This window comes from Paenibacillus macerans (assembly GCF_900454495.1).
Lineage (GTDB): Bacteria > Bacillota > Bacilli > Paenibacillales > Paenibacillaceae > Fontibacillus > Fontibacillus macerans.
In genome coordinates this window covers 3,603,909-3,630,122 of sequence record NZ_UGSI01000001.1, presented here as the reverse complement: position 1 = coordinate 3,630,122, position 26,214 = coordinate 3,603,909, and the positions used below count along the sequence as shown (strand labels likewise).

Annotated in this window: 26 protein-coding genes; 21 read left to right on the top strand and 5 right to left on the bottom strand. The window is 56.7% G+C overall.

Annotation, left to right across the window (positions count from 1 at the left end; all coding sequences use genetic code 11):
* Positions 1 to 14: 14 nt before the first annotated feature.
* The 4 genes from DYE26_RS16355 to DYE26_RS16345 all read right to left on the bottom strand — a co-directional run bounded on the left by DYE26_RS16355 (position 15) and on the right by DYE26_RS16345 (position 3,997).
* Positions 15 to 1,070, bottom strand: a complete 1,056-nt coding sequence (locus DYE26_RS16355; protein ID WP_036625530.1) for a Gfo/Idh/MocA family protein — start codon at positions 1,068 to 1,070, stop codon at positions 15 to 17.
* A 230-nt stretch (positions 1,071 to 1,300) separates the two neighbouring features.
* Positions 1,301 to 2,149, bottom strand: coding sequence for a sugar phosphate isomerase/epimerase family protein (locus tag DYE26_RS16350; RefSeq protein ID WP_036625528.1), 849 nt, complete (start codon positions 2,147 to 2,149; stop codon positions 1,301 to 1,303).
* Between the two features lie 436 nt (positions 2,150 to 2,585).
* A complete protein-coding gene (locus tag DYE26_RS33480; RefSeq protein ID WP_155619986.1) occupies positions 2,586 to 2,741 on the bottom strand; it encodes a hypothetical protein in 156 nt (51 codons plus the stop codon).
* A gap of 83 nt (positions 2,742 to 2,824) precedes the next feature.
* Positions 2,825 to 3,997, bottom strand: a complete 1,173-nt coding sequence (locus DYE26_RS16345; protein ID WP_036625526.1) for a Gfo/Idh/MocA family protein — start codon at positions 3,995 to 3,997, stop codon at positions 2,825 to 2,827.
* Between the two features lie 311 nt (positions 3,998 to 4,308).
* Between DYE26_RS16345 and DYE26_RS16340 the strand changes: the two genes are divergently transcribed.
* From DYE26_RS16340 to DYE26_RS16325, 4 genes are all read left to right on the top strand, one after another.
* Positions 4,309 to 5,136 carry an AraC family transcriptional regulator gene (locus DYE26_RS16340; protein WP_036625524.1) on the top strand — a complete coding sequence of 276 codons (828 nt, stop codon included), beginning with the start codon at positions 4,309 to 4,311 and terminating at the stop codon, positions 5,134 to 5,136.
* Between the two features lie 138 nt (positions 5,137 to 5,274).
* The gene (locus DYE26_RS16335; RefSeq protein ID WP_036625521.1) at positions 5,275 to 6,150 is read left to right on the top strand and encodes an AraC family transcriptional regulator; all 876 of its coding nucleotides are present in this window, start codon (positions 5,275 to 5,277) and stop codon (positions 6,148 to 6,150) included.
* Positions 6,151 to 6,343: 193 nt separating this feature from the next.
* Entirely contained in the window at positions 6,344 to 6,829 is a 486-nt protein-coding gene (locus DYE26_RS16330) for a low molecular weight protein-tyrosine-phosphatase (RefSeq protein WP_036625518.1), read from the top strand.
* Between the two features lie 81 nt (positions 6,830 to 6,910).
* On the top strand, positions 6,911 to 7,099 hold the full coding sequence (locus DYE26_RS16325; RefSeq protein WP_036625515.1) for a hypothetical protein: 189 nt from the start codon (positions 6,911 to 6,913) through the stop codon (positions 7,097 to 7,099).
* 507 nt (positions 7,100 to 7,606) lie between these two features.
* Here DYE26_RS16325 and DYE26_RS16320 read toward each other — a convergent pair.
* Positions 7,607 to 8,380: a Cof-type HAD-IIB family hydrolase gene (locus DYE26_RS16320; RefSeq protein WP_036625513.1), complete on the bottom strand. Its 774-nt coding sequence runs from the start codon at positions 8,378 to 8,380 to the stop codon at positions 7,607 to 7,609.
* Between the two features lie 287 nt (positions 8,381 to 8,667).
* On the opposite strand from DYE26_RS16320, the gene DYE26_RS16315 reads away from it, so the two are divergent.
* The 17 genes from DYE26_RS16315 to dhaL all read left to right on the top strand — a co-directional run bounded on the left by DYE26_RS16315 (position 8,668) and on the right by dhaL (position 26,214).
* Positions 8,668 to 9,393: a FadR/GntR family transcriptional regulator gene (locus DYE26_RS16315; protein WP_036625510.1), complete on the top strand. Its 726-nt coding sequence runs from the start codon at positions 8,668 to 8,670 to the stop codon at positions 9,391 to 9,393.
* A gap of 19 nt (positions 9,394 to 9,412) precedes the next feature.
* Positions 9,413 to 10,600 (top strand): M20 metallopeptidase family protein, encoded by a 1,188-nt coding sequence (locus DYE26_RS16310; RefSeq protein WP_036625509.1) that lies wholly within the window; start codon positions 9,413 to 9,415, stop codon positions 10,598 to 10,600.
* Between the two features lie 348 nt (positions 10,601 to 10,948).
* Positions 10,949 to 12,526 (top strand): ABC transporter substrate-binding protein, encoded by a 1,578-nt coding sequence (locus DYE26_RS16305; RefSeq protein WP_036625507.1) that lies wholly within the window; start codon positions 10,949 to 10,951, stop codon positions 12,524 to 12,526.
* Between the two features lie 75 nt (positions 12,527 to 12,601).
* A complete protein-coding gene (locus DYE26_RS16300; RefSeq protein WP_036625504.1) occupies positions 12,602 to 13,519 on the top strand; it encodes an ABC transporter permease in 918 nt (305 codons plus the stop codon).
* A 134-nt stretch (positions 13,520 to 13,653) separates the two neighbouring features.
* A complete protein-coding gene (locus DYE26_RS16295) occupies positions 13,654 to 14,535 on the top strand; it encodes an ABC transporter permease (protein ID WP_051985914.1) in 882 nt (293 codons plus the stop codon).
* Positions 14,536 to 14,597: 62 nt separating this feature from the next.
* The gene (locus tag DYE26_RS16290) at positions 14,598 to 15,575 is read left to right on the top strand and encodes an ABC transporter ATP-binding protein (protein WP_036625503.1); all 978 of its coding nucleotides are present in this window, start codon (positions 14,598 to 14,600) and stop codon (positions 15,573 to 15,575) included.
* On the top strand, positions 15,575 to 16,750 hold the full coding sequence (locus tag DYE26_RS16285; RefSeq protein ID WP_230877065.1) for an ABC transporter ATP-binding protein: 1,176 nt from the start codon (positions 15,575 to 15,577) through the stop codon (positions 16,748 to 16,750). The genes DYE26_RS16290 and DYE26_RS16285 overlap by 1 nt, the downstream gene beginning before the upstream one ends.
* 448 nt (positions 16,751 to 17,198) lie before the next feature.
* On the top strand, positions 17,199 to 19,325 hold the full coding sequence (locus DYE26_RS16280) for a S9 family peptidase (RefSeq protein WP_036625501.1): 2,127 nt from the start codon (positions 17,199 to 17,201) through the stop codon (positions 19,323 to 19,325).
* A gap of 16 nt (positions 19,326 to 19,341) precedes the next feature.
* On the top strand, positions 19,342 to 19,800 hold the full coding sequence (locus tag DYE26_RS16275) for a hypothetical protein (RefSeq protein ID WP_036625499.1): 459 nt from the start codon (positions 19,342 to 19,344) through the stop codon (positions 19,798 to 19,800).
* A gap of 221 nt (positions 19,801 to 20,021) precedes the next feature.
* Complete coding sequence (locus tag DYE26_RS16270) at positions 20,022 to 20,774, top strand: GntR family transcriptional regulator (RefSeq protein ID WP_036625497.1); 753 nt, start codon at positions 20,022 to 20,024, stop codon at positions 20,772 to 20,774.
* Positions 20,775 to 21,000: 226 nt separating this feature from the next.
* On the top strand, positions 21,001 to 21,792 hold the full coding sequence (locus DYE26_RS16265) for an SDR family oxidoreductase (protein ID WP_036625495.1): 792 nt from the start codon (positions 21,001 to 21,003) through the stop codon (positions 21,790 to 21,792).
* A 32-nt stretch (positions 21,793 to 21,824) separates the two neighbouring features.
* Positions 21,825 to 22,244, top strand: a complete 420-nt coding sequence (locus DYE26_RS16260) for a PTS sugar transporter subunit IIA (RefSeq protein ID WP_036625494.1) — start codon at positions 21,825 to 21,827, stop codon at positions 22,242 to 22,244.
* Complete coding sequence (locus DYE26_RS16255; RefSeq protein ID WP_036625492.1) at positions 22,238 to 22,732, top strand: PTS sugar transporter subunit IIB; 495 nt, start codon at positions 22,238 to 22,240, stop codon at positions 22,730 to 22,732. Before DYE26_RS16260 ends, DYE26_RS16255 begins: the two co-directional genes overlap by 7 nt.
* Before the next feature lie 3 nt (positions 22,733 to 22,735).
* Positions 22,736 to 23,485, top strand: a complete 750-nt coding sequence (locus DYE26_RS16250) for a PTS mannose/fructose/sorbose/N-acetylgalactosamine transporter subunit IIC (RefSeq protein WP_196427494.1) — start codon at positions 22,736 to 22,738, stop codon at positions 23,483 to 23,485.
* A 5-nt stretch (positions 23,486 to 23,490) separates the two neighbouring features.
* Positions 23,491 to 24,342 carry a PTS system mannose/fructose/sorbose family transporter subunit IID gene (locus DYE26_RS16245; RefSeq protein WP_036625490.1) on the top strand — a complete coding sequence of 284 codons (852 nt, stop codon included), beginning with the start codon at positions 23,491 to 23,493 and terminating at the stop codon, positions 24,340 to 24,342.
* A gap of 39 nt (positions 24,343 to 24,381) precedes the next feature.
* On the top strand, positions 24,382 to 25,563 hold the full coding sequence (locus DYE26_RS16240) for a mannitol dehydrogenase family protein (RefSeq protein WP_036625487.1): 1,182 nt from the start codon (positions 24,382 to 24,384) through the stop codon (positions 25,561 to 25,563).
* A 6-nt stretch (positions 25,564 to 25,569) separates the two neighbouring features.
* The gene (gene dhaL, locus DYE26_RS16235; RefSeq protein ID WP_036625484.1) at positions 25,570 to 26,214 is read left to right on the top strand and encodes a dihydroxyacetone kinase subunit DhaL; all 645 of its coding nucleotides are present in this window, start codon (positions 25,570 to 25,572) and stop codon (positions 26,212 to 26,214) included.

The window sequence follows — 26,214 nt, the reverse complement described above, 5'->3', positions numbered from 1 at the left end:
ATCCCTTCCGTTCCTTAAGAAATTCGCAACGCTTGCTGCTGCGCTTTCAGGCATAATTCTGCGGCCTTAAAGGCATGCTCTTGGGTCATGGCATTTTCCGTCCGGTGGATGCAGTCGAAAATCAGCTCGCCGAAATACGGGTAGCCGACCTGCCCGCGAACGTTAAAATAATGCTCCCCGCTCCGGTTGACGAGATAAACGTGATCGCCGCCGGCGTCCCGGGCGATATCGGTGTATTTTCGCAGCTCGATGTACCCTTCGGTGCCCAAAATAAACGTCCGCCCGTCGCCCCAGGTGCCGAGCCCGTCCGGCGTAAACCAGTCGACGCGAAAATACTGCGTGGCCCCGTTATCCCCGACTAGGGTGGCGTCCCCGTAATCCTCCAGCTCGGGGTATTCCGGGTGATGGTAATTGGCGACTTTGCTGTGCAGCACCTGCGCATCCTGGCAGCCGGTGTAGTACAGAAACTGCTCGATTTGATGGCTGCCGATGTCGCAGAGAATGCCGCCGTATTTTTCTTTCCGGAAAAACCACTCCGGACGCGAGGCGGCGTTCAGGCGATGGGGACCGAAGCCCGTTATCTGAATCACCCGGCCGATCGCTCCATCCCGGACCAATTGGCCGGCGTACACGGCGGATTCGACGTGAAGGCGCTCGCTGTAATAGACGGCGTATTTTTTGCCCGTCTCGCGCGTCTTTTGTCTGGCGGCTTCCAGTTGGTCCAGGCTCGTAAACGGCGTTTTGTCGGTAAAATAGTCTTTGCCCGCATCCATCACCCGCAGGCCGAGCGGACCGCGTTCCGATGGGACGGCCGCGGCCGCGACCAGCTTGACCTCGGGATCGGCAAGCACCTGCTCGAGGCTGTCGGCCGCAGCGGCCTGGGGAAACTGCGCGGAGAACGCCTTCACCTTGGCCGGGTCGGGATCATAGACCCATTTCAGGGTGGCCCCGGCTTCGACCAGCCCGCCGGACATGCCGTAGATGTGGCCATGGTCGAGGGCGACGGCCGCGAACACGAACTCGCCCGGCCCCACAACGGGGTTTGGCCGTCCTTTCGGCGCGTAATTCATGCCGTCGCTCGTCTGAAAAGACTCGGGCTGGAGAGAGGACGAGGGCGAGGAGTCGCCGCCATTTTGCTGGTCTGGGACGTGCGCCTTCATTGGACTCGTCGGATTCGATGGATTTGATGGACTCGATGGGTTTGATGGATTCGACGGATTTGATGGATTCGACGGACTCGACGGACTCGACGGGCTCGACGGAGTCGTCGGGTTCTTTTCGAAGGGTTCGTTCATCGGTTTTACATCCTTTCGCGCATAAATTCGGCAAACGCTTTGAGCAGCGTTTTGGAATCGTACTGGCCGCTGAAATCCTCGATGCCGAGGCAGCCGTCATAACCTGCGGATTTCAGGTCATAGAGAAGTGTGCGGAAATCGACGATCCCGCTTGCCAGCGGGGCCCACTCGGAACGCCAGCCGGCCGTCCCGTCCGCGCGTGCGCCGTCCTGCGTCCAAACGGCATTTTTCACGTGCACATGCGCTAAATAAGGACCGAGCAGCTCCAGCCCCATTTTGAACCGTTCATACCCTTCATGCACCATGTTGCCGGGATCAAACAGCACGCCGATATATTCCGGATCACAGTGACTGACCAGCCGGTGGGCGAGCCCGGCGCTTGGCGCGATCGTATTGTGATGCGTTTCCACAACGCCTTTGACCCCGTACTGCTTCGCCATCCGCTCGGCTTCCTTTAAATAGCGGACGGTGGCCTCGTACAGTTCAGGATAGGGTGTAGACCCGTCGTAGCCGGCCGCTCCGACGCGGATCATCTTCGCCCCGAGCAGACGGGCGGCCCGAAAGGCCCGATCCGTCTCCTCCAGGTTCAAGGAATTTAAGTACGGCGTTACGCTAACGACCTCCAGGCCCTGCGCCTCCGTAATCTCCTTGAACCGCAGCATTTCTGTATCCGAAAGTCCTGGGTCAATCGAGCACAGGTTGTTGCGCCAAAACGACGGCGCTTCATCCTTGGCTTCGGCGGGCACCCCCTTGAAGCGCCACTCGACGCCATCCAGCCCGGCTTCCCGCGCCGTCAGAACCAGCTCCTCCGGCGTCAAATCCGGCGTGGCCACCGTAAACACGGACAATTTCATCTTACATCGCTCCTCCTTTGGTGTAATCCTTAGGTATAAGCTTGTCGGCATACATAAAACAGGTCGGTCGGACTAGCACGGCGGCTTTCTTAGATAGGGGGGGGCTGATATGAAAATGGGGTGCATTGGTTACTGTGGCAGGGAAAGGTGGTAGGGAAAAGTAGTATCGGGAAGTAGTAGGGAAAGGTAGCAGGGAAAAGTAGCAGGGAAAGGTACTAGGGGAATAGTTGGGGAAAAATAGCGGCATTTTATGGCCTTATTTTGCAGCGTCATGAGCTTTGTACTCAGATAGCGGCAAATTTTGTCTCTATTTTTAGAGCAACCCCGGCTGAACGGGCATTTTTCCACTCAGTCCCTTAAATAGCGACATAATTTTCCCTTATTTTCCTGAATAGGTAGAGGACAAAATAAATAACGACATTTTTTACCGCTATTTTTACGTCCAACCGCCTAACCGTTCATCCACCCGTCCGTCCAACCGCCCGTCCGTCCAACCGCCCGTCCAACCGCCTAACCGTCCATCCACCCGTCCATCCACCCGTTCACCTACCCGCCCAATCGCCCGATCCCCCAGATCACCAGCACCCACCAACCTCTACCAACTCCATCAACCTCCACTAACTCCATCTGCCTCTACAAACCCCATCAGCCTCGCCCAACCAGTTGGCCTCTCCGTTAGTGAGTACCCGACACGTCCAGCACTCTGCCGCCGCCTGCGCCCCCGCTGCCCTTGCGGTACACCGAGGTTTTGATTTTTTCCTGCAGCTTTTCGTAGAATAAATCTTCATCGAGCGGCAGCTGCACCCAATCCTCCGTCCAGGCGGACAGGTGCATGGCGTTGGAAATCGTCAGGCCGAGGATGCCTTCTTCCCCCGGAGCCAAGAGCGGTTCGCCGTGCAGCACCGCGTTGGTGAAATTTTGCAGGATGCCTTTGTGCTGGGGACCTATGCCGCCTTCCACGGGGATTTCGCATTTCCAGCATTCCGGCTGCCCGAATCCGCCGGTATATTCGGCGTTGAACTTCGGCTCCGGCACGCGCAGGCGCCAAAACGTCAGCTTGCCGTCCTCGACGACGATCTTCCCATTGTCCCCCGCCAGCTCGAACCGGTTCGTCCCCGGCGTTTCGCCGGTGGTCGTGACGAACAGGCCGGTTGCGCCGTTTTCGTATTCCACATAGGCGGTGACGTCATCCTCGACCTCGATGCTGCGGTGCTTCCCGAAATGGCAAAAAGCCCGCACCCGCTTCGGCATCATTCCGGTCGTCCACTGCCACAGGTCAAGCTGGTGCGGGTCCTGGTTCAGCAGCACGCCGCCGCCTTCCCCGGCCCAGGTCGCCCGCCAGCCGCCGGAATCATAGTAGCTTTGCGACCGATACCAGTTCGTGATGATCCAGTTCGTCCTGCGGATCGTTCCGAGCTCCCCGGACAGTACTAGATCGCGCAGCTTCGCATACAGCGGGTTCGTCCGCTGATTGTACATGATCCCGAACCGCTTGCCGGATTTCGCGGCGGCTTCGTTCATTTCGCGGACCGCTTTGGTGTACACGCCGGCCGGCTTTTCCACGAGCACATGGTAACCGCTCTCAAAAGCCTGCACCGCCAGCGTCGGGTGATCGTAATGCGGCGTTGCGATCAACACGGCGTCCATAACCCGCGCAGCGAAAAAGGCTTCCGCCTGGTCAAAAGCGCGCACCGCACTCGGCAATCGCTCCTTTGCCCAGTTCAGCCTTTCCGGGTTCCAATCGCATACGGCCGTCAGCTCCGCCCCCTTAATGTCGCCTATCAAAGAGAGCGCGTGCGACGTCCCCATATTTCCGATACCGATGATGCCAAACCGTACTTTGTCCATGATGCTCCCTGCCTTTCTCGAATTTTTGGGTGGAGGGATGTTCCGTTCGGTAACGGCGAATCTCCTTAAGCTCCCCTCTCCGCTACCGTTTTTAAACCGCCGAGTATGTATCTCATGCCCCCTTAGCTTAGCTTGAATTCCAAACGATGAGAATGGCAAAGATTAAGGGTATTTTGCACAAAATTAAGGTGTATTTGGTAAAAACGCGATGCTACAATAAGAACATCAAACAACCAATGAAAGTGCTTGCAAAATTAATCCGTAAATTGCCGGACCCACGATCAAAGGAAACGAGGGAGACGATAATTCCTATGAAAGAAGCCGAGCAACTGGCCGGGCGGCTGCCCGAAAGCCTGACCGTAACGGTAACGCATGTCCAGCTTAAAAGCGGGTTCCCCGGCTGGAACCGGGCGGAGCAAGCCCCGAGCTTCAACCGGCTGTATTTTATCGCCCAAGGCGAGGGTGCGGTGGTCATCAACGGAACCACGTATTATCCGCGGCCGAACCAACTGATGATCATGCCGGCGGGATCGAGCCAAACGACCTTCACCGCACCGGACAATCCGTATACCCGGTATTTTTGCCATTTCGACGCGCAGGTGGGGGAGTGGCCGCTGTTTCACGCGGGGAGCAAGCTGTACATCAGCGATGTCCGCGACCCGGAATTTGTCCGTACGACGTTTGAGACGATGATCGGTCTGTTCCAGGCGGGCGGGCCGTTTGCGGGCTTAAGGCTCCAGGCCGGACTGCTCAATTTGTTGGCCTGCTGCCTGGAGGAAGGGGGATACCGGGACTTTTTGAAGGATTATATGCAGTTTACGGAGCGGAACAAGCTGGCGGGCGTGCTGAAGTATATTCAGGAGCACCTGCACGAGCCGATAGAGATCGAAGCGCTGGCCGATATCGCCCACCTGCATCCGAATTATTTTATCCCGTATTTTAAAAAAATTATGGGCGTCACCCCGATGCACTACGTGCAGCGCAAGCGAATGGAAGAAGCCAAGCGGCTGCTGACGTATACCGACGAGAGCATCGCCGAAATCGCCGAACGGCTCGGCATGCAGCTCTCTCATTTCTCCCGCCAATTTAAGGCGCATACGGGGATTTCCCCGACCGCTTACCGGGCTTGCACGCGGTAAAACCCGCTGCTGCTCCAAACGCCCGCTGCTCCAACCGGCTGCAGCACAAGATGAACACCCCCGTTATTTTCGGGCACGAAAAGTCGGATCGGGCCAGCTTGATCCTGTTATCCTGTGAATGTGAAGGAGGTACAGACGATGGATTCGCTTAAAAACTTAAACGCCGCTTTAAACTATATCGAGCAGCATCTGGCGGATGAAATCGATTATAAGGAAGCGGCCAGGCTCGCCGTTTGTTCGGAATATCACTTCAAGCGGATGTTTTCTTTTCTGGCCGGCGTGACGTTGTCCGAATACATTCGCCGCAGGCGGCTGACGCTGGCCGCGTTCGAGCTGCAGCATCAAGATGTCCGGATTATCGACGTAGCGGTAAAATACGGATACGGCTCGGCGGACGCTTTCGCCCGGGCGTTTCAAGTCATGCACGGCATCATGCCGTCCGAAGCGAGAAATCCAGGCCAACCGTTAAAAGCTTATCCGCGTATGACCTTCCAATTTACCGTTCAAGGAGGAAGCGAAATGAACTATCGTATTGTGGAAAAAGAGGCTTTTCGGATTGTGGGGTTATCCAAACGAGTGCCGATCCAATTTCACGGTGTCAATCCGCAGATCGCGGAAATGTGGCAGAGCTTGGACGAGGAGACCATTCGGCTCCTGAAAGGGCTGTCCAATGTGGAGCCGGCCGGGATGATCAGCGCGTCGGCGAATTTTTCGGAGGGCCGGATGAAGGAGCAAGGGGAACTCGATCACTATATCGGCGTCGCCACTACGCGGGACTGTCCCGCTCATCTGGCATCGCTTGAAGTCGCTGCTTCGACATGGGCGGTGTTCACAGCGGTGGGGCCGTTCCCCGAGACACTGCAAAACGTTTGGGGACGAATATACGCCGAGTGGTTCCCGTCCGTAAATTACGAGCTGGCCGAAGGGCCGGAAATTCTCTGGAACGAAAGCCCAGACGTCACCTCGCCGACGTACAAAAGCGAAATCTGGATTCCGGTCGTGCGGAAAGAGTAGCGTTTGTCCCGGGGACGGCGGATTTGCCCAACCGGGGGCAGCCCAGCGTCGTCTTCATAGAGGCCCTGCCCGGGAGGATACTCCCGGGCAGGGCCTTTTGCTGCCGTTTAGAGTGGCCCCCAACCGTAAAAATCACCGGCAGGTTGTTCTGACGGAAATCCTATAGTAATATCTGACCAGGGGGGAAAGCGTAATGAAGGACAAGCAACAACCGATCGGCGTTTTGTTTGTGTGCCTCGGAAACATCTGCCGTTCGCCGATGGCCGAAGCCGTGTTCCGGCATCTGGTGGCCGAAGCGGATTTAAGCGGCCGGTTTCGCATCGATTCGGCGGGAACGGGCAACTGGCATACCGGCAATCCGCCGCATCACGGCACACGCCGGATTTTGGACCAGTACGGAATATCGTACGAAGGGCTGCGGGCCAGACAGGTCGCGCCTGCGGATTTCTCGGATTTCGACTATATCATCGCCATGGACAACCAAAACGAGCGGGATTTGAGAGCGCTGGCGCGCCAGACGGATGCCCAAATATGGAAGCTGCTCGACCTTGTTCCCGACTCGAAAATCAAGGAAGTGCCCGACCCGTATTATACGGGCAATTTCGAGGAGGTTTACGAGATGGTGCAGCAGGGCTGCCGGGCTTTGCTGGAACGGATCCGGCGGGAGGCCTTGGCGTAGGCTGAACCGGCAAGGTGCCGCACGTTAAAATGTGCGGCATTTTTGGCTGCGCCTTTCCCATAGGCGTTCAGGCGTCCCAAAATGCCGCACAAAAAGTATGCCGAGGACAAACGGCGGCTGGTCATGTCCTTAGCGGCCGGGGCCGAGACGCCCAATGACAGCGAGATGTCCCCGCTCATTGAGCGGGAAGGCGAGTTTGTCAAGGTGACCCATCGCGATTTTGCCGACGGACCGCCGCTTTACCTCCATTTGCGGCCCCGGAGAATCTGACCGGGGAAATATCGGATGCTCTTCCGCTATGACGCTGCTTGTTTCCGGCGATCCGGAATTCTTGCGGTTCCCCGGCGGCAGATAGGGAAAAACGCCCGACGGCGTGCCTTTGAAAAAGCTCAGGGGCACCGTCGGGCGTTTTATTGCGCTCAATCTAATAATCGTTGCTTGACAGCCGACTACTTGGACAACCAAGGCAGCCAGCCTCCCAAATAGCGGAACTTTATGCTCTTATTATCCGGAACCAGCCAGGCTCATCCCCCATTAGCGGCACTTTTTGTCCCTATTTTTCTATGAAGGGTCCAGAACGCGGGCATTTCCTTGTGATCCGAGAAAATAGCGACATAAATGGCCTCTATTTCTCTCAAATGAACGGATAGCGCCGGAATAACGACATTTTATGTCCTTATGTTTTTACAGGAGTTTCTCAGATAGGTCTGGCGGACCTTTTCCTTGGATGTTTAGCGTTGTACCGCTCGCCTGGGCCATCGGTTCAAGCGCATAAATCTACAGCAATCCCGCATATTTTAAGCCGTTGGCGATCCCGTCATTGTCCACGTCGGTGGTGGTGTAATCCGCGCAAGCTTTGAGCTGCTCGTGACCGTTCCCCATGGCTATGCCCAGCCCGGCGAGAGTCAGCATTTCCCTGTCGTTAAGCCCGTCGCCGAAGGCTACGACTTCTTTGGGGCTTACCTCCAAGTGCTGGAGCAAGTCCTGAATGCCCCGCGCTTTGGAGCCACCCACAGGCATGACATCCATGGCGTGCCTATGCCAGCGGACAAACCGCAAATGAGGGATATCGCTCGTATATAGATGCTCCTCCTCTGCCGTGCAGTGCAAAAAAGCCTGGTATACGTCGGAATGCCGCCAGAAGTCCGGATCGTAACCCGGGAGCTCTACCTTTAAGGAAGAGACCGACTGCAGCAAAGCAGGATGCTGTTTGGCGTTGGAGAAGTAAGCTTCTTTGCCTTGATAAACCAGGTAGTGATTATGTTTTCCCGCCCGCTCGACCAGCGGTTCAAGGTGCTCCTTGGGAATCGTATACTCTACGACCGGGCATCCCTTGTATACGACGTAGGCGCCGTTCAGGCAGACAAACGAATCTATGCCCAGCCGTCCGGCAATTTTCGTAATGAAATAAGGCGCCCTTCCCGTGGCGATGACCGTCTCAATCCCCTTGCGCTTTAGCTCAAGCACAGCCTGCAGGGCGGATTCCGGAATTTCTTTCTGTTCGTTTACCAATGTTCCGTCAATGTCAAAAAATACGATTTTGTAGCTCATGTTGCCTCCTCTTAATCTCATATTAAAAAACGAACATTTCACTATTACCTCTACTATAAAGTATGAAAAGCATTTCAGGTCAAGCCAAATTCACCGGAAAACGGCCGTCCCCGCACATTTACTCCGATACCAAGGGATTCCTAAGATAGTGTAGAAATTATAAAACAAGGGATTCGAATCTAATTCACCCAAAATGTTGAAAATAAAATTTTAGATTGCATATCAGTTTACTTGGTATTATAGTAATGGTATAAGATCTAGACCATTAATAGATCGGAGTGTTAAATATGTCGATTCAATTTCCCCTGCCCTTTGAGAAGGTATCGACCAAAAAGGTCAGCGAATTCATCAAGGAGCAGCTGGAGGAAGCGATCATCCTGAAAGAATTTATGAGCGAGGATCAGCTTCCGTCCGAAAGGGAGCTTGCGGAGATTTTTAATGCCAGCCGCATTACGGTGCGCGAGGCGCTTGCCGCGTTGGAGGCCAAGGGCCTCATTGAGAAGCGGGTCGGGGCCAAGGGGGGAACGTTTATCCTGCCGGCGACGGCCTACGCCCATAAGCGAACCCGGGAGGAGATCAGGCGGGATTGGAATCAGATGCAAAAGGTGTTCGAATACCGGTCGATTGTGGAGCCGGAGAGCGCTTTTCTTGCCGCTGAGCGGATCACCGCAGGCGAGCTGAAGCTCCTCCAAAGCTATCTGGAACAGAGCTTGGAACCGGACTGTACGCGGGAATGGTTCCGGGCGCTGGACGTCAAATTTCATCTGACCATCGCCAAGGCTTCGGGCAACCCCTACTGCGAGGCGGCGGTCCGAAAGATTCGGACTAGGATTAATCCCGCGCTCGATCTGATGCCTTACGACGAAAATGTGCGTTCGGCTAACTGCGGGGAGCACAAGGAGATTCTCGCAGCGCTCGAGGCCCGCGACAAACACCAATCGCGCGCCGTGATGAAACGACATATCAGCTTTGCCGCAGAGGCCATTTACGCCCGCGTGGTGGCCGGGGACTAGGAAGGAGACCGTGGAGTTAATGGAAATTAAAGAGCTTTTGCAACGGACAAAACCGCTTCAAGAGCAGCTGACCGCCTGGCGCAGGGATTTTCACCGCCACCCGGAAACGGGGTACGAGGAGTTCCGCACATCGGCGATTGTTGCCGGGCATCTGGAAAAGCTGGACCTGGAAGTGACCCGGAATGTGGGCGGGACCGGCGTCGTAGGGCTGCTGCGGGGCGAAAAGCCGGGACCGACGATCGGCCTGCGGGCGGACATGGACGCGCTCCCGATCCAGGATCAGAAGACGGCGGATTACAGCTCGCAGGTGGCGGGAAAAGCGCATTTATGCGGACATGACGCGCACACGGCGATTTTGATGGGCGCGGCCCAGCTCCTGACCGGGCTTGGAAAGCCGAAAGCGGGGAACATCAAATTTATTTTCCAGCCGGCGGAAGAAGGTTTGGCGGGCGCGCGGGCGATGATCGAAGACGGGGTGCTGGACAATCCCAAGGTCGATGCCATCGCGGGGCTGCATATGTTCCCCGACTTGGACACGGGGACGCTTGGCGTAAGCAAAGGGGTCGCTTTTGCATCGGCCGATGCTTTTACCGTCAAGGTACTGGGGAAAGGCGGCCATGCGGCCCGGCCGCATGAAGGGATCGACGCCATCGCGGTGTCCGCGCAAGTAATCAGCGCGCTGCAAAACATCTCCAGCCGCATGGTCGACCCCCTGGAGCCGGTGGTTGTAACCATCGGCAAAATTTCCGGAGGTTACATGGGAACGGCTATCGCGCCCGAGGTGGAGATGACGGGCACGATCCGCACGTTGTCCCGGGAGCTGCGGGAACGGATGCCGGGCCTGGTCGAGCAGGTGGTCAGCGGCGTATGCGCTTCGTTTGGCGCCGGATACGAATTGAAGTTCGGTCCGGGTTATCCGCTTGTCATCAACGATCCGGACATGGTCGATCTGATGACCGCAACCAGTGAGCAAGTTTACGGCTCCAAGGTGTGGAACTACATTAAACCGTCCACGGGCGGGGAGGATTTCGCTTTTTATTGCGAGCATATTCCGGGGGTGTTTTTCCGGCTGGGGTCGGGAAACGGCGAGGAGCGGACGAGGTACCCGCTGCACCATCCGATGTTCGACCTGGACGAAACGGCTTTGCCTTATGGAGTAAGCATGCTGTCGGCGATTGCGCTGAATTTTTTGAATAGAGAACTGTAAAAATGTGAGTTCAAAAAGTCAGGTTTTCAGCACCGAGAAAGCTGGATGAAGCTAGGGACGAAAGGAGCGGAGCGTACGTTTTGGGTACGTGAGCACCTGAAATGTTTCCGCAGGAAACATACTTCGGAAGCATATGCTTAGGCCCGGCTGAATTTAAGATTCGATGTCGGGTCTACTTCATGACCTGCTTCGTGATAAGAAAAACTTTATCGAAGTACATTCAAGGAAGCCAGACCGCGTTTAGCGGTAGTTTTTCTTGCGATATAAAGAAGCTGTGCTTAAGACGCCTATTCTTCCTTATATCTTCAAAAGATGACTTTTGAACTACCTCTAAAAGGAGTGGAACAGATGAGAAAGCATAAATGGACAAACGCTTTATTAACGCTGCTGATCGCGATGGTGGTGCTCACGGCTTGCGGCGGCGGCAATGGCGGGGGAAGCGCGGCGGCGCCCGATGCGGCGAAGGATGGCGGCGCGGCGGCGGAGACCGGCGGCAAAACGCTGACGATTGCGAACGCCACCGACATTGAGAGCTTCGACCCGCACAACAACAACAATACGGCCAGCGAAGCGGTGCTGGTCAACGTCTTTGACTACCTGCTGAAAAATGACGGCGGAGCGGACAAAGTTCCCGGGCTCGCCACCTCGTGGGAGCAGGTGGACGACACGACCTGGCGGTTTAAGCTGCGCGAAGGCGTGACGTTCCATAACGGCGACCCGTTCACCGCCGAAGACGTGAAGTTTACGATTGAGCGGGTAGCCAAAGACAGCACCTTGAAGCAGCACTCTTACTTTAAAAATATCGCGGAAGTGAAGGTCGTGGACGAGCATACGGCGGACATCGTGACCAACGGACCGGACCCGCTGCTGCTGAACCGGCTGTCGAAGATGGGCGCGGGAATTTTGCCGGCCAAATATATTCAGGAGAACGGCATGGAGGCTTTTCTGAAGCAGCCGGTAGGCACAGGGCCGTACAAATTCAGCAAATGGCTGAAGGATGACCGCGTGGAACTGATCAAAAACGACAGCTACTTCGGCGGCCAGCCGAAATGGGACAGCGTTGTGTTCCGCGTCATTCCGGAAGCCTCGACCCGCGTATCCGAGCTGCTGGCCGGCGGCGTGGATATCATCTCAGGGGTTCCGTCGACGGACATCTCGCGAATCGAGAGCGCGGACGGCAAAAAAATCGTCAAAACGCCGACCCAGCGCGTGCTGCAGTTGATTTTGCGCCATACCGCAGGCACCGCGACCGCCGATCCGAAGGTGAGGGAAGCGATCGATCTGGCGATCGACAAGCAGGGCATTGTGGACAGCATCGCCGGGGGCGCGGGCATTGTGACCCGGACTTCCGTAACGCCGGGGAACTTCGGCGCCGACCCTTCGCTGTACAAACAGACGCTGTACGATCAGGAAAAAGCCAAGCAGCTGCTGAAAGAAGCCGGTTACCCGGACGGCGGCCCGGAGCTAACGCTTTCCGTATCGTCGCAATATAAGGAACAGGCCGAAGTGGTGGCCGCCATGCTGGATCAGACCGGTTTCAAAATCAACCTGGATGTGCTGGAGCCGAGCGCGTTCAGCGAACGTTACAGTTCCAAATCGTTTAAGGAAATTTTTATGATCGGGATCGGCAACTCGCTGTTCGACGCCTCCAACAACTACACCCGCTACCTGCTTGAGGAAGCGAAAGGCGAGACGGATTACAACAATCCGGAGGTGGAGAAGCTGCTGCAATCAGCGCTGGTCAACATGGAGCCGGCGGCTCGGGAGAAAGAGTACCGGCAGGTGCAGCAAATCTTGGCCGAAGAACGTCCGGCGGTGTATTTGTATCAAATGGAAGGGGTATACGGTACGGATGCCCGCGTAAACTTCCAGCCGCGCAGCGACGAACTGTTCTACGCCGAGGAAATCGCGCCGGCGGCCGAGTAATCTCGTTTGCGGAAGGTCTGCGGGCAGCCTGGGCCTGCCTGGTCCGTTCGCGATGGTGATGGAGGTGAATACCGCATGGGAAAATATATCGTCAAATCGCTGCTGCAGGTGATTCCCGTCCTGCTGATCGTCTCCCTGATCGTTTTTATTCTGGTCAGGGTGACCGGCGACCCCGTCGCGCTTATGCTCCCGGAAACGGCCACCGAGGAGGACCGCGCGGTGCTGGCGCAGGCGCTGGGGCTGGACCAGCCTTTATATACGCAATACGTGAAATTTCTGGGGAGCGCGCTCAAGGGAGATTTCGGCAGCTCGTTCCGCTATGGCGAGCCGGCGCTGCCGCTCGTGCTGGAACGGCTGCCGGCCAGCTTTGAGCTGGCGGCCGCGGCCATGCTGTTCGCGGTGCTGATGGCCGTGCCGCTGGGCGTAGCTTCGGCCGTTAAGCGCAATACGTTTCTGGATCTGGTGATTTCGGGCCTGTCGGTGATCGGCAAGGCGATGCCGAACTTCTGGATGGGCATCATGCTGATTTTGCTGTTTTCCGTCATGCTGGGCGTGCTCCCGGTGTCCGGCCGGGGCGGATTCGCTCATCTGGTGCTGCCGGCGTTCACGCTTGGCGTAGGGCTGGCGGCGCAAATGACCCGGCTGATCCGTTCCAGCATGCTGGATATCCTCAATCAGGACTATATCCGCACCGCCCGCGGCAAAGGGATCGTCGAATTGCTCGTCATCGGCAAGCACGCCTTCCGCAACGGGCTGATCCCGGTGGTTACCATTATGGGCCTGCAGTTTACGAGCCTGATCGGCGGCACGCTGATCACCGAAACCGTGTTTGCGTGGCCGGGCCTGGGCCAGCTGCTGGTTGTGGCCGTCAACACGCATGATATGGCGATCGTGCAGGCTTCCGTTTTCGTGATCGCCGTTATCGTGGTGGTCACCAACATTTTGACGGACGCGGCGTACCGGCTGCTTGATCCGCGAATCAAATACAACTAGGGGAGGCGAGGACTGTGGCGGCGATAAATGAAAGTTCTTTGTCGGCGGAGGGGCCGGGAGGACCGGCTCAAGGTCAGGGCCAGGGCGGGCCGCTGCAACCTGGTCCTTTACAGGAAGGCCCGGAGGTTGCGGGGTTGGACCCGGAGCGCAAACGGGCCGGTTTCCGGTTTTTTTTGAAGCGGCTGCTCCGCAGCAAAACCGGAACAGTCGGCGCCGTGCTGGTGCTGATCGTGTGCCTGACGGCGCTGCTTGCGCCCCTGCTGGCCGGCCATGACCCGGCCGCGGTCGATCCGCTGAACCGGCTGAAGCCCCCGATGTGGCTGGAAGGCGGAACAAAAGAACACTGGCTGGGCACCGACAACCTGGGCCGGGACATGTGGAGCCGGATCGTCTACGGTTCGCGGGTTTCGCTGATCGTCGGGATCGGCGCGGTGCTGGTGTCGGGGGCGATCGGCGCGGTGCTTGGCCTGGTCTCGGGCTTTTACGGCAAATGGATCGACGCCGTCATTATGCGGGTGGCCGACGGATTTATGGCGATTCCGACGATTCTGTTTATGCTGGTGGTGATGGCGGTGGTCGGGCCGGGCCTGACGACGCTTATTTTTGTGATCGGCGTGACGAATTGGGTGTCTTATACCAGGGTGGTGCGCGGGGAAGTCCTGAGCATCAAGGAGCGCGATTTTGTCAAAGCGGCCAAAGCGGTCGGAGCGAAAAACGGGCGGATCATTCTGAAGCATATTTTGCCGAATATCCTATCCTCGTTTATCGTGATCTCCGGCATGAATGTGGCCACAACGATTATTATGGAAGCTTCGCTAAGCTTTTTGGGGCTGGGCATCAAACCACCGGACGTATCCTGGGGCGGGATGCTCAGCGACGGCAGACAATATGTGGCGACAAGCTGGTGGGTGGCGACGTTCCCGGGACTGGCGATTACGGTGACCGTGCTGGGCGTTATTTTTCTCGGAGACTGGCTGCGCGATGTGCTGGACCCCCGCATGAAAACCAAAGCCTAAAGAGGTAGTTCAAAAAGTCATTTTTTGAACACATACTTAAAGGAAAGGGGGCGCGAAAGCCTATGACAGCGGAATTGCTGGAGGTTCGCAATCTGAAAACTTCTTTCAAGACGGAGGAGGGGACGGTTCCTTCCGTGCGCGGCGTCAGCTTTACCGTGAAAAGGGGCGAAACCTTGGCGATCGTCGGGGAGTCCGGGTCGGGCAAAAGCGTCACGTCTCTGTCGATCATGGGGCTGGTCGGCGCGCCGGGCAAAGTGACGGACGGCGAAATCCGCTTCGAGGGCCGGAACTTGCTGGAGTTGTCCAAAAAAGAGCTGCGCACCCTTCGTGGCAATGAAATTTCGATGATTTACCAGGAGCCGATGAGCTCGCTGAATCCCGTGTTTACGGTCGGCAATCAGGTCCGCGAGGCGATCCTTCAGCATTTGAAGGTGAGCAAGGCGGAGGCGGCGCGTTTAAGCGTCGCGATGCTGGAGCGGGTAGGCATCGCGGATGCGGCCAAAGCGGCGCGGAGCTTCCCGCACCAGCTGTCGGGAGGCATGCGTCAGCGGGTGATGATCGCCATGGCGCTCGCCTGCCGGCCGAAGCTGCTGATCGCCGACGAGCCGACGACCGCGCTGGACGTGACGATCCAGGCGCAAATTTTGCGGCTGATCGCCGAGCTGAGCCGGGAGGAGAACACCGGCGTCATCCTGATTACGCACGATTTGGGCGTGGTGGCGGAGATGGCCGACCGGGTGGCCGTGATGTACGCCGGCGAAATCGTCGAGGAAGCGGACGTGTTCGACCTGTTTGCCAAACCGGGGCATCCGTATACGATCGGCCTCTTGGGCTCGCTGCCCCGGTTGGACGAGCAAAGGGACAAGCTTGATTCGATTCCGGGCACCGTGCCGGATATGCTCCACATGCCGGGCGGCTGTCCGTTTCGGCCGCGCTGCCCGTACGCGCAGGAAGCATGCGCGAAGGAATATCCCGAGCTGCGCGTCAAGGAAGCGGGCCATAAAGTCAGATGCCTGCGGATGGAGGAGGTGGCGCCATAATGACCGGAGCGAACAGAGAAGCGGGCGGACCTGCGGCGGAAACGGCGTTTGGTGCGTCCGGGATGGGAAGCCGGCAGGCCGCGGTCGAACCGGTGGAAACGGTCGAACCAGTGGAAACGGGGCCGGGGCTGTCCGGGGCGAAGAACGGAACGGCCGTAAACTCGCCGGCGGGAGCGGAGCGCCGGTCCGAGGAAAACGAACAGCCGCTCCTTGAAGTGAGCGGGCTGAAGAAGTATTATCCCCAGAACAAAGGCTGGTTCTCCAGGAAAAGCGGCGTCGTCAAAGCCGTCGACGGCGTGAGCTTTCGGGTAATGCCGGGCGAAACGCTGGGGATCGTCGGGGAGTCGGGCTGCGGCAAGTCGACGACCGGGCAGTTGATTACCCGGCTGCAAGCGCCGACGGAAGGCCGGATCGTCTTTCAGGGGCGGGACTTGGATGAGCTGTCGGAGGAAGAAATCCGCAAAGTGCGGAGGGATTTGCAGTTTGTGTTCCAGGATCCCTTTTCGTCGCTGAACCCGCGCATGAAGGTGTTCGACATCGTTGCCGAACCGCTTCAGGTGCATGGTTTAGCCAAAGGCCGGGCGCTGAAGGACGAGGTTTACCGGCTGCTGGAGACTGTCGGCCTGGGACCGCATCTGGCCGACCGCCATCCGCATGAATTCAGCGGCGGACAGCGTCAGCGGATCGGGATCGCCCGCGCCTTGGCGATGAAGCCGAAGCTGATCGTCTGCGATGAGCCGGTGTCGGCGCTGGATGTGTCGATCCAGGCGCAGATTCTCAATCTGCTGAAAGAACTGCAGCGGCAGTTTCAATTGACTTATATTTTTATCGCCCATGGCCTGCCGACGGTCAAGCATATCAGCGATCGCATCGCGGTCATGTACCTGGGCAGAATCGTCGAGCTGGCCGGGCGCGACGAATTGTTCGCCGAGCCGCGGCATCCATATACGGAAGCGCTGCTCGCGGCGGTGCCCGTGCCCGATCCGACGCAGCGCCGGGAGCGGATTTTGCTGTCCGGGGAGATCCCGGGTCCGGCGAATCCGCCTTCGGGCTGTGTTTTCCATCCGCGCTGCCCTTATGCGCAGGATCTATGCCGGACACAGGTACCGCCGCTGGCGGAGCATGACGATGGGCATTTTGCGGCCTGCCATTTTCCGTTATCCGGTTTGAACTGAGCGCTCAAAAAGTCGGATTTTCAGCACGGAAGCGAATGCTTCCGATGTGCAACGGCGTATATTTCCAGGAAGCCAGATCTCGATTAGTGGTGGTTCTTCCTGTGGTAATTATAAAATTTGGGAGTAGGGAGAAGGGCAGGCGGTTGCGTATTTGTGGAGACGGGGGGAGACTGCGGAGGAAATAGCGGTAAAAAAGGTTCTTATTATCGGCAAAAAGGGAGGTTAGCTGAAATAGAGGAATTTTTTACCGCTATTTCGGAAAAACGAGGGTGAAAAGCTGCTTTTTCCAAGCCTGTTCTCCAAATAGAGCCTAAAAGTACCGCTATTTTGCGTAAGAGAGGGACAATCTCAAAATAGTGACATAAATTACCGTTATTTCCGGCAATAGAGACAATAGCAATCTCCCTTTCCCCTTCCCTCCCACGCCTATAGTAAGGGAGCGATTGGAATGAATAAACGGCCGATTATGCCGGACGATTTATACGGATACCAGTGGGTCAGCCAGCCGTCGGTCAACCCGCGCGGCCTGGTGGCTTACGTGAATCAGACGGTGGACCGGGAAAAAAACGACTATATAACGCATATCCGCGCCGTCTCTCTGGACGGAAGCGGCGACCGGCGCTTGACCGGGGGAGACAAGGACTCCGCGCCGTCGTGGTCGCCGGACGGCTCGCGGCTGGCTTTTCTGCGCCCGGCCGAAGGCGGTAAGCAGCTGTATACCGTCCCGGCGGAGGGAGAGGCGGCGGAGCCGGACCAGGTTCAGTCCCGTCTGGCCGTGAAGCACACGGCGCTTACGCGGGGAGTGAACGCCTTTGTCTGGTCGCCGGACGGGCGGTATATCGCCTTGATGAGCCGGGCCGGCGCGGATGTGGAACCACAGTTGCAGGATAAGCCACAAGTTCAGGATAAGCTACAGGTCCAGGATAAGCCGCAGATACAGGATAAGCCACAGTTGCAGGAGCGACACCAGTCACAGTCTGCACACCCGGAACAGCCCGCCTTGCGGGGCCGCGTTTTTGAGCGCACCACTCCTAAGACGGAAGGCTCTGGCTGGTGGGACGGATTGTACAGCCAGTTGTTTGTGCTGGAGCTGGAAACCGGCCGGATCACGCAGCTGACCTCCGGTCCCTGGGACGTTTCCGCTCCGGTCTGGTCGCCGGACGGCGAAGCTTTGTCGTTCGTTTCGAAACGGGTGGAGGATGAGCTGCTGGACGCGGATTTGCTGCATTTTGCCGATGTGTACACCGTGAAGCTTAGCGGCGGTCAGCCGATAGGCAAGCCGGTAAAAATCACGGCGTCCGATCTGCTGATCAGCCAGTTTGCCTATGCGCCGGACGGGCGGCGGCTGACGCTGATCGCCAGCGACCGCGTGTACGGCAGCGGCAGCCATAATCGGCTGTATACGGTGCCTGCCGCGGGAGGCACGCCGGAGCTGCTTGCCCCGGGGCTGGACATGCAGCTCGGCAACGCCGCGCTCGGCGATATGAAATCGGCGGGGGCCAGCCCGTCCCCGTTATATGATCCGCACCATCCGCAGCTCGGCGTGTACGTACTTGGCACCGATCACGGCAACGTTAACGTGTACCGGATCGATGGAACGGGCGCTTGCGAGGCGGTGACGGGGGGCGGCGAAAAAGATGTCTACCAATATACGTTGTCCCCGGACGGCCGCTATATGGTGACTGCCGCGTTGACGGCCGAGCGGCCGGGCGAACTGTACCGGGTCGACGTCCGCACAGGAGAAGAACTGCGGCTTACGCGGCGCAACGATGAGTTTCTGGCCGAGCTTGAGGTGCGCATCCCGGAACGGATCGCATTCAAGGCTTCGGACGGGCCGGGCATCCACGGCTGGCTGCTGAAGCCCGCCGGGCTGCCCCAAGGCGCGAAAGTTCCGCTGATTTTGCAGATTCACGGGGGACCGCACGCGATGTACACCGGCGTGTTCAGCCATGAAATGCAAACCCTGGCCGCGCTAGGGTATGCCGTACTGTGGGTCAATCCGCGCGGAAGCATGGGATACGGGCAGGATTTTGCCAAGGCGTGCCGCGGCGATTTCGGCGGCGGAGACTGCCGGGATTTGCTGGAGGCCGTTGATTACGCGCTGGCCGCATTCGATTTTATCGACGAGACGCGGCTGGGGATTGGCGGCGGCAGCTACGGCGGCGTCATGACCAACTGGATCGTCGCCCACACGAACCGCTTCCGGGCCGCCGTGACGCATCGCAGCATTTCCAATTGGCTGTCCATGTACGGGACGAGCGACATCGGCATCTCGTACGTCGAAGGCGTGATCGGCGGCAATCCGCAAGAGCACGCGGAGCTGCTCTGGTCCAAATCGCCGCTGGCCCATGCGCACCGGATCGAAACGCCGCTGCTGATTTTGCACGGCGAAAATGATTACCGCACGCCGATCTCGCAAGCCGAGGAGCTGTACACCGCTTTGAAGCGGTATGGAAAAACGACGAAACTTATCCGTTATCCCGGCTCCAACCATACGCTGCTGAAAAGCGGCAAGCCATCGCTGCGCGTCGACAGCTTCGAGCAGGTGAACGCGTGGTTCGGGCAATATTTGTGAAAGGATGTGCTCCGGCATGAGCCATGTGCAGCTTTCCATTCCGGTGGCGATGCTGGTGGAAAACGCGTTGACCAGCGGCGAGCCGAAGGAAGCGATCATTTCGTGTTTGCGGAGCGGGGACTTTTCCCCTCTGCTGGAGAAGGTCAAGGAACCGGAGATGGATTTCGCGGACAGGCTGCGGACGGCGGAGGAAATCGGCGATAATTGGGAAGAGGCCCTTCGAAACGGCTATGAATTCAAGTTTTTGCATATCAACGGACTGAAAAGACTGCTTGCCTTCCGCTTCGGCAAGGAGGCGGACCGTGACTACACGCAGGAAAATTTGTCGCTGCGGCGACTTCGCCTGACACCGGAGGAGATAGAAATCCTCCGTACCCTGATCGGCCGGCAGTGGCGGGTGTTTGCGGAAGAAGCAAGCGAAGGGAACGGAACCGAACCACAGGTTGTCGTCGGCATCGAGTTAAAGTACCGGTAAACCAAGAGCGCCATCGTGTGCTGTAAAAATACATTTCAAGCTCAAGCCCACGGTCGGGTTCAACTGACCGGGGGCTTAATATTTCAGCGCGGGCGGAGGGTTCACGGTTACCAGAGCCCCTATGGAAATCATCGGAAATAAACCGTTTGTACATCAAATCACAACTGCTGTATAATAGAGGTACGGACAACGTGACATCATTAATTATATAGGAGGAAAAAATGGGTAATTCAGCGTCTTTTGAACTGGAAAAAAACAGTCCAATTCCTTTATATTTTCAACTTAAAGAGGACATGATTAAAAAAATCAACAATGAAGAATACAAAGTGAACGAAAGTTTGCCTTCCGAAACCCAGTTGATGACGATGTACGGCGTCAGCAGAACGACGGTCCGACAGGCGATCGATCTGCTCGTCAACGAAGGTTACTTGGAGAAGCGGAGGGGAGTAGGCACTTTTGTGGCCAAGCCGAACCTGAATCAATGGGATTTGGCCGAATTGCGAAGCTTTAACGAAATCGCCGGCCTGCAAGGTTTGGCGGCCAGAACCGAGCTGCTAAGCATGCAGCGGGTCAAAGCCAACGAGACGATAAAGAGCGTTTTCGGCGAGGGGCATAGCTCGTACTATAAGCTGGAAAGGCTCCGGTTTATTGAAAATGAGCCATCCGTACTGGTAACGACGTATGTGCCGGTGGATGTAGCGCCCGATTTGGAACGGTTTAACTTCTCGGAGGTTTCTTTGTTTGCCACGTTAAGAGAGCATTACGGCCTCAAAATCAATTACGCGAACAAGACGTTCCGCGCGATCAACGCCAGCCCCGAGGACGCCGCGATTTTGAAGGTGGAGCCGAACTTTGCAATCCAGTTGGTGGAGACGGTCACTTATGATGACAAAGACAGACCGTTCGAATATTCCGTGTCCAGGGACAGAGGCGATCTCAACCGGTTCCGGGTGCTGCTGAGATACAAGGATTAGACATTTTCCCACACTTATCCAATAAGTATGATGGACAGGATAAACCTGCCGCTTTGAATATTTCCGCCAACCGCGGGAATGAACGGATGCGGCCGGTTTATTTTTTTGTACCGTTTTTCCAATGAAAGCGCTTGACAAAAAGGAGAGATAGTGTCATTATAACGATAAGACATAATGACGTCATGATGTCTTGAGGGGAAGTAGAAAAAGAAAGGCGGGAGCAGCTATGAAGGACGATTGGTTGAATCTGCAGGGAAAGGTCATCGTGGTCACGGGGGGAAGTTCGGGCATCGGCGCAAAAATCGTGCAAAGCCTTGACGAACATGGTGCGCAGGTCGTTATCGCGGATGTTTCAGGGAGCGCTCAAGGAAACGCGGATTTTATACAGTGCGATATCACCAATAAACGCCAGGTGGAAGAGATGATCGGCAAAGTTGTGGCCAAATATTCGCGGATTGACGGCCTGGTTAACAACGCCGGAGTCAATCGGCCCAAATTGCTGGTGGATTATTACCACGATGACGAGAATCATGAATTCAACGAGCAAGATTTTGAGTTTATGTTTAACGTCAACGTGAAAGGGGCGTTCTTTTGCACTCAGGCGGCCGCAAGAGTGATGATCAAGCAAAATTACGGCGTGGTGGTCAATATCAGCTCTGAAGCCGGCATGGAAGGCTCGACAGGGCAAAGCATCTATTCCGCCACTAAGGGTGCGCTGAATTCTTTTACCTTATCGTGGGCAAAAGAGCTTGGCCGCTTCAACATCCGGGTGGTCGGTATCGCTCCCGGGATCAACGAACCTACACCGATGGGCAATCCCGAACATGTCAAAGCGCTGGCCTATACCCGTGGAATGGAAGCCGGCAGCGTATCCACCGATTATATGAAAATCATCCCTTTGGGCAGACCGGGGAGGCTGGAGGAAATCGCCGATCTGGTAACGTACCTGTTGTCCGGCCGCTCCTCCTACATTTCAGGCACCATCGTGAATATTACCGGCGGTAAATCGCGGGGTTAATGAAACATCAAGGAACTTGGAGGGGGCTAACCGTGAATACCAAGCCGTGGATTATCATCATCACCCATGGGACCTTCGGCGAAGAACTGAAACGAAGCGCGGAAATGATCATCGGAAAAATGGAGGATGTGTACTGCTACTCCTTAATGGAAGGCATGGAATCCAAAACGCTGATTGAAACGATCCGGAACGCGCTGGCCGTGGCACCGCCGAATTCCATTTTTCTTACCGACCTGTACGGGGGAACTCCGTCGAATATCGGCGCTTATTTTGCCAAGAAGGATGGATACTCCGTAATTTGCGGAGTCAATCTGCCGATGCTGATCGAGGCGGAAACGCGCAGGTCCTTGGGAGAATGGGAAGGAGTCGAGGACAAAATTATCGCGTTCGGAGCCGAGGGCATCCGCAATATCACCAAAATCATTAAAGAAAGGAATGGACCGGCATGTTAAACGGAATCAAACTGGTGCGCGTTGATTTCAGACTGATTCATGGCCAAGTTGTGACCAAATGGAGCAACACGATTACGGCCAAAACGATCATCGTCGTCAACGACGAGTTGTCCGAAGACGAATTTATGGCCGACATTTATGTCATGGCGGCTCCGCCCGGCATCAAGGTGGAAGTGCTCTCCATCGCTGCTTTCACTGAGCAGGCGAAGACCGGCCAATATGATAAAGGCAGCATTCTCGTGCTGTTTAAAAATATCGAAGATGTGCGCCGGACTGCGGAGCAGGGGATCTCTTTCAAAGAGGTGCAGATCGGAGGGCTCGGCGCGGCCGGCAGCAAAACTTCCGTGGTCAAAGGCATTTCCATCGACCGGGAAGACGCGGACAATTTGCTTTATTTGAAGGACCGGGGCACGGAGGTTTCATTCCAGGTCACCCCGGAGGAAACCAAACTTCCGCTGGATAAAGCGCTGAAAAAATTGGGGGTATAGACGATGGCAATGTTGGCAGTAAGTATTTTTGCGGGAATATGGTATTGGATCTGTAAAACCGATGTCGGTTACGCGATTACCCACGCGATTCGCCAGCCACTGTTCGCCGCGCTTCCCATCGGTCTGATGATGGGCGATGTACAACAAGCGATGATTATCGGAGCAGCCGTGCAAATTTTGTATATCGGTCTGGTGGCGGCGGGCTCCAATCTTCCGGCCGACGATTGCCTGGCGGGACTCATTGCCATACCGATCGCGATTCAGTCGCATCTTACCCCGGCGCTGGCGATTGCCATTGCCGTTCCGGTCGGTGTCATGGGCGTGTTCGTCGATCAGCTGCGCAAAACGATCAATGTCATGTTCGTCCATATGGCCGACCGCTATGCCGAAGAAGGCAACACCCGAAAAATCATGCTGGCTTCCGTTGTTTATCCTACCGCTTTGAGCTTTTTCTTCCGTTTTCCGATTCCTTTTTTCGCGATCCTGTACGGCGCTGATGCCGTTAATTCCTTCATGAACAGCGTTCCGCAGTGGCTGGTTCACGGCTTTAGCGTGGCCGGCGGTCTGCTGCCCGCTCTCGGATTCGCTTTAACGATGTTCGTGATCGGCAAAAAAGAGCTGTTTCCCTGGTTTATCATCGGCTATTTCCTGATTCAGTTCAGCGGGATCCCGATTATTGGGGCGGCGATCTTCGGCCTGTGCGCGGTGCTCTTGATCACTTATTACAACAATAAGAAGAACATGGAGGCGTGAGGAAAATGACGGAAACGCAAAATGTAGCGGAAACCGGCCAGGAAACCGGCAAATTGATCACCGAAAAAGATGTGCGCCGAAACTGGCTGACCTATTACATGGTGGCGGAGATGGGCATTTCTTACGAACGGTTGCAGGCGCTGGGATTTACGACGGCCATGATCCCGATTCTAAAGAAGCTGTACTCGGATCCTGAGGATCTGAAGGAAGCGTTGAAGCGGCATCTCGTCTTCTATAATACGGAAGCGGTATTCGGCTCGCCGGTCAACGGCATCGTGATCGCGATGGAAGAGCAGAAGGCCAAAGGGGAACCGATCACCGACAAATCGATCACCGGTATGAAGACAGGACTGATGGGACCGCTTGCGGGGATCGGCGACTCCATCGATTGGGCCACGCTGAAGCCGATTATTTTCGCGCTTGCGGCGACGCTGTCCGCGACCGGGAGCATCATCGGCCCGTTTGTCCTGCTGCTGCTGCCGCTGATTCAAATCCTGGTTGGCCTGAGATTGTCCGTATACGGGTACCGGGCCGGCAAGGCTTCGATCCGGGAACTCTTGCACTCCGGGCGGATCAAGGAGCTGATCGCGGGCGCGAGCACGCTCGGGCTGTTCATGATGGGGGCGCTCTCGTCCACCTACGTTAAGCTCAGCACCCCGCTGCAGTTCAATTTCGGCAGCGGCAACGAGCCGTTCGTGCTGCAGAAGATTCTCGACGGGATCGTGCCCGGTCTGCTGCCGCTTTTGGCCGTGCTGGGGTTGTACTGGTGGTTGAACAAGAAAAATCAAAATTTTACGGTCATCATGCTTGTCATTATTGCGATTAGTATCATCGGCGCCATCACGGGTATTTTTTAAGATTATAAAATTCATGGCCAAACAAAAGAGGTGCTTGTTTTGAAAGCGGTACACTTTGGAGCCGGGAGCATTGGCAGAGGTTTTATCGGCGATTTGCTGCATGCGTCGGGATACGAAATCACGTTTGTCGATGTCGATCCCGCGATCATCGCGCAGATCAACCGGGACAAAGCTTACGATTTGTATGTGATTGAACAGAACTATGCAAGGAAGACGATTGACCACGTGTGCGCCGTCTCTTCGGTCACCCAGGAGCAAGAGGCCGTGGCGGCGTTGGCGGATGCGGATATCATTACGACCTCGGTATGGGCCGACAACCTGCCGCGGATAGCGCCCGTTCTCCTGAAGGGGCTGCGGGCCCGGCGGGAGGCGGGCAAAAGCAAGGTGAATATACTCGCCTGTGAAAACGCGATGTTCAACTCCGATATTTTGCGCAGCAGCCTGCTCTCCATCGAAGGCGGGCTGTCAGCGGAAGAATTGGCGGAAACCGCCGCTTTTCCGAATACGGCCGTTGACCGGCTCGTGCTTGAGGATGAGCGGGAAGGCAGAAAGGTCATTAACATCGGCCAAGACTTCGAGCTGGTCATCGAGCAGAACAAGCTGGCCGAACCCGGCAGCATCCCGATCCAAAATGCCGTGTATACGGACAATCTGCTGAAATTTCTGGAGCGGAAACTGTATATCATTAATTGCGGGCATGCCTGGGCCGGCTACATCGGCCATATTTACGGCTACGAGATCATTCAGGACGTGTTCCAAAATGACGCCCTGCTGCGGCAGATCCTGGAGGCGATGATGGAGTCGGCGGGGCTGCTGGAGCGCAAATACGGGTTCGCGATCCGGGAGCTGGCCGAATATGTCGATTTTGCCGTCGCTCGTTTCCGGACGCCGGGCATCGTCGATACGATCGGTCGGGTCTGCCGCTCGCCGATCCGCAAGCTGCAGCCGGATGATCGGCTGGTCGGGCCCTGCCTCGGCTGCGAGGCTTACGGGCTGAAGAACGACCGCTTGCTGCAGGGCATCGCCGCCGCTTTTCTGTTCAGGAATGCGGGGGATGCCCAAAGCGAGGAAGTGCGGCTGTATATCGCGGAGCAAGGTATCGGCGCGGCGATAACGCACTATACCGGGATTGCGGAAACAACCCGTTTACACCAGGCCATTTTGCACCATTACGAAGAGCTGTCCCGCATCAAGGTGCAGCGCTGGGAAGAGAAGGGATGAACGAGTATGAAATTTACGAACCGGGCGGGTTTCGCCGTTGTATCCGCGGTCATTGAAGCGGTCTGCGCCAACCGGGATTATTTGAGCCGGGTCGATGCCGCAGTGGGAGACGGCGACCATGGCATCAACATGAGCAAAGGCTTCTCCATCGCCGGCGAGGAGCTTAGCAAGCAGCCTGACACCGATATGAGCACAGGTTTTCTTACAATCAGCACCGTGTTGGTCGGTAAAATCGGCGGCTCAATGGGCCCATTGTACGGCGGCTTCTTCCGCGGCCTGGCTATGGCATCCAAAAACGAGCCGATCATTGACGCGGCGGTCATGGGGAACATGCTGCGGAAGGCTTACGACCGGATCGCCCTGTTGACGGATGCCGCGGTCGGGGACAAAACGCTGATCGATGTGCTGGACCCGGCAGTACGGGCTTATGAGGAAGCCGAGGCCGGCGGCGATCTGGAGGCTTGTCTGGGCCGGATGCTGGAAGCCGCGCGGAACGGGCTCGAAGCGACGAAGGGGATGGCGGCCAAACTCGGCCGCGGCAGCCGCCTGGGAGACCGCGCGATCGGACATCAGGACGCGGGCGCGACTTCCTGCTATATCATTCTGGAGGCCTTGGCCGAAGCTTCTCTGCGGCTGGCCAAAACCGGTTAA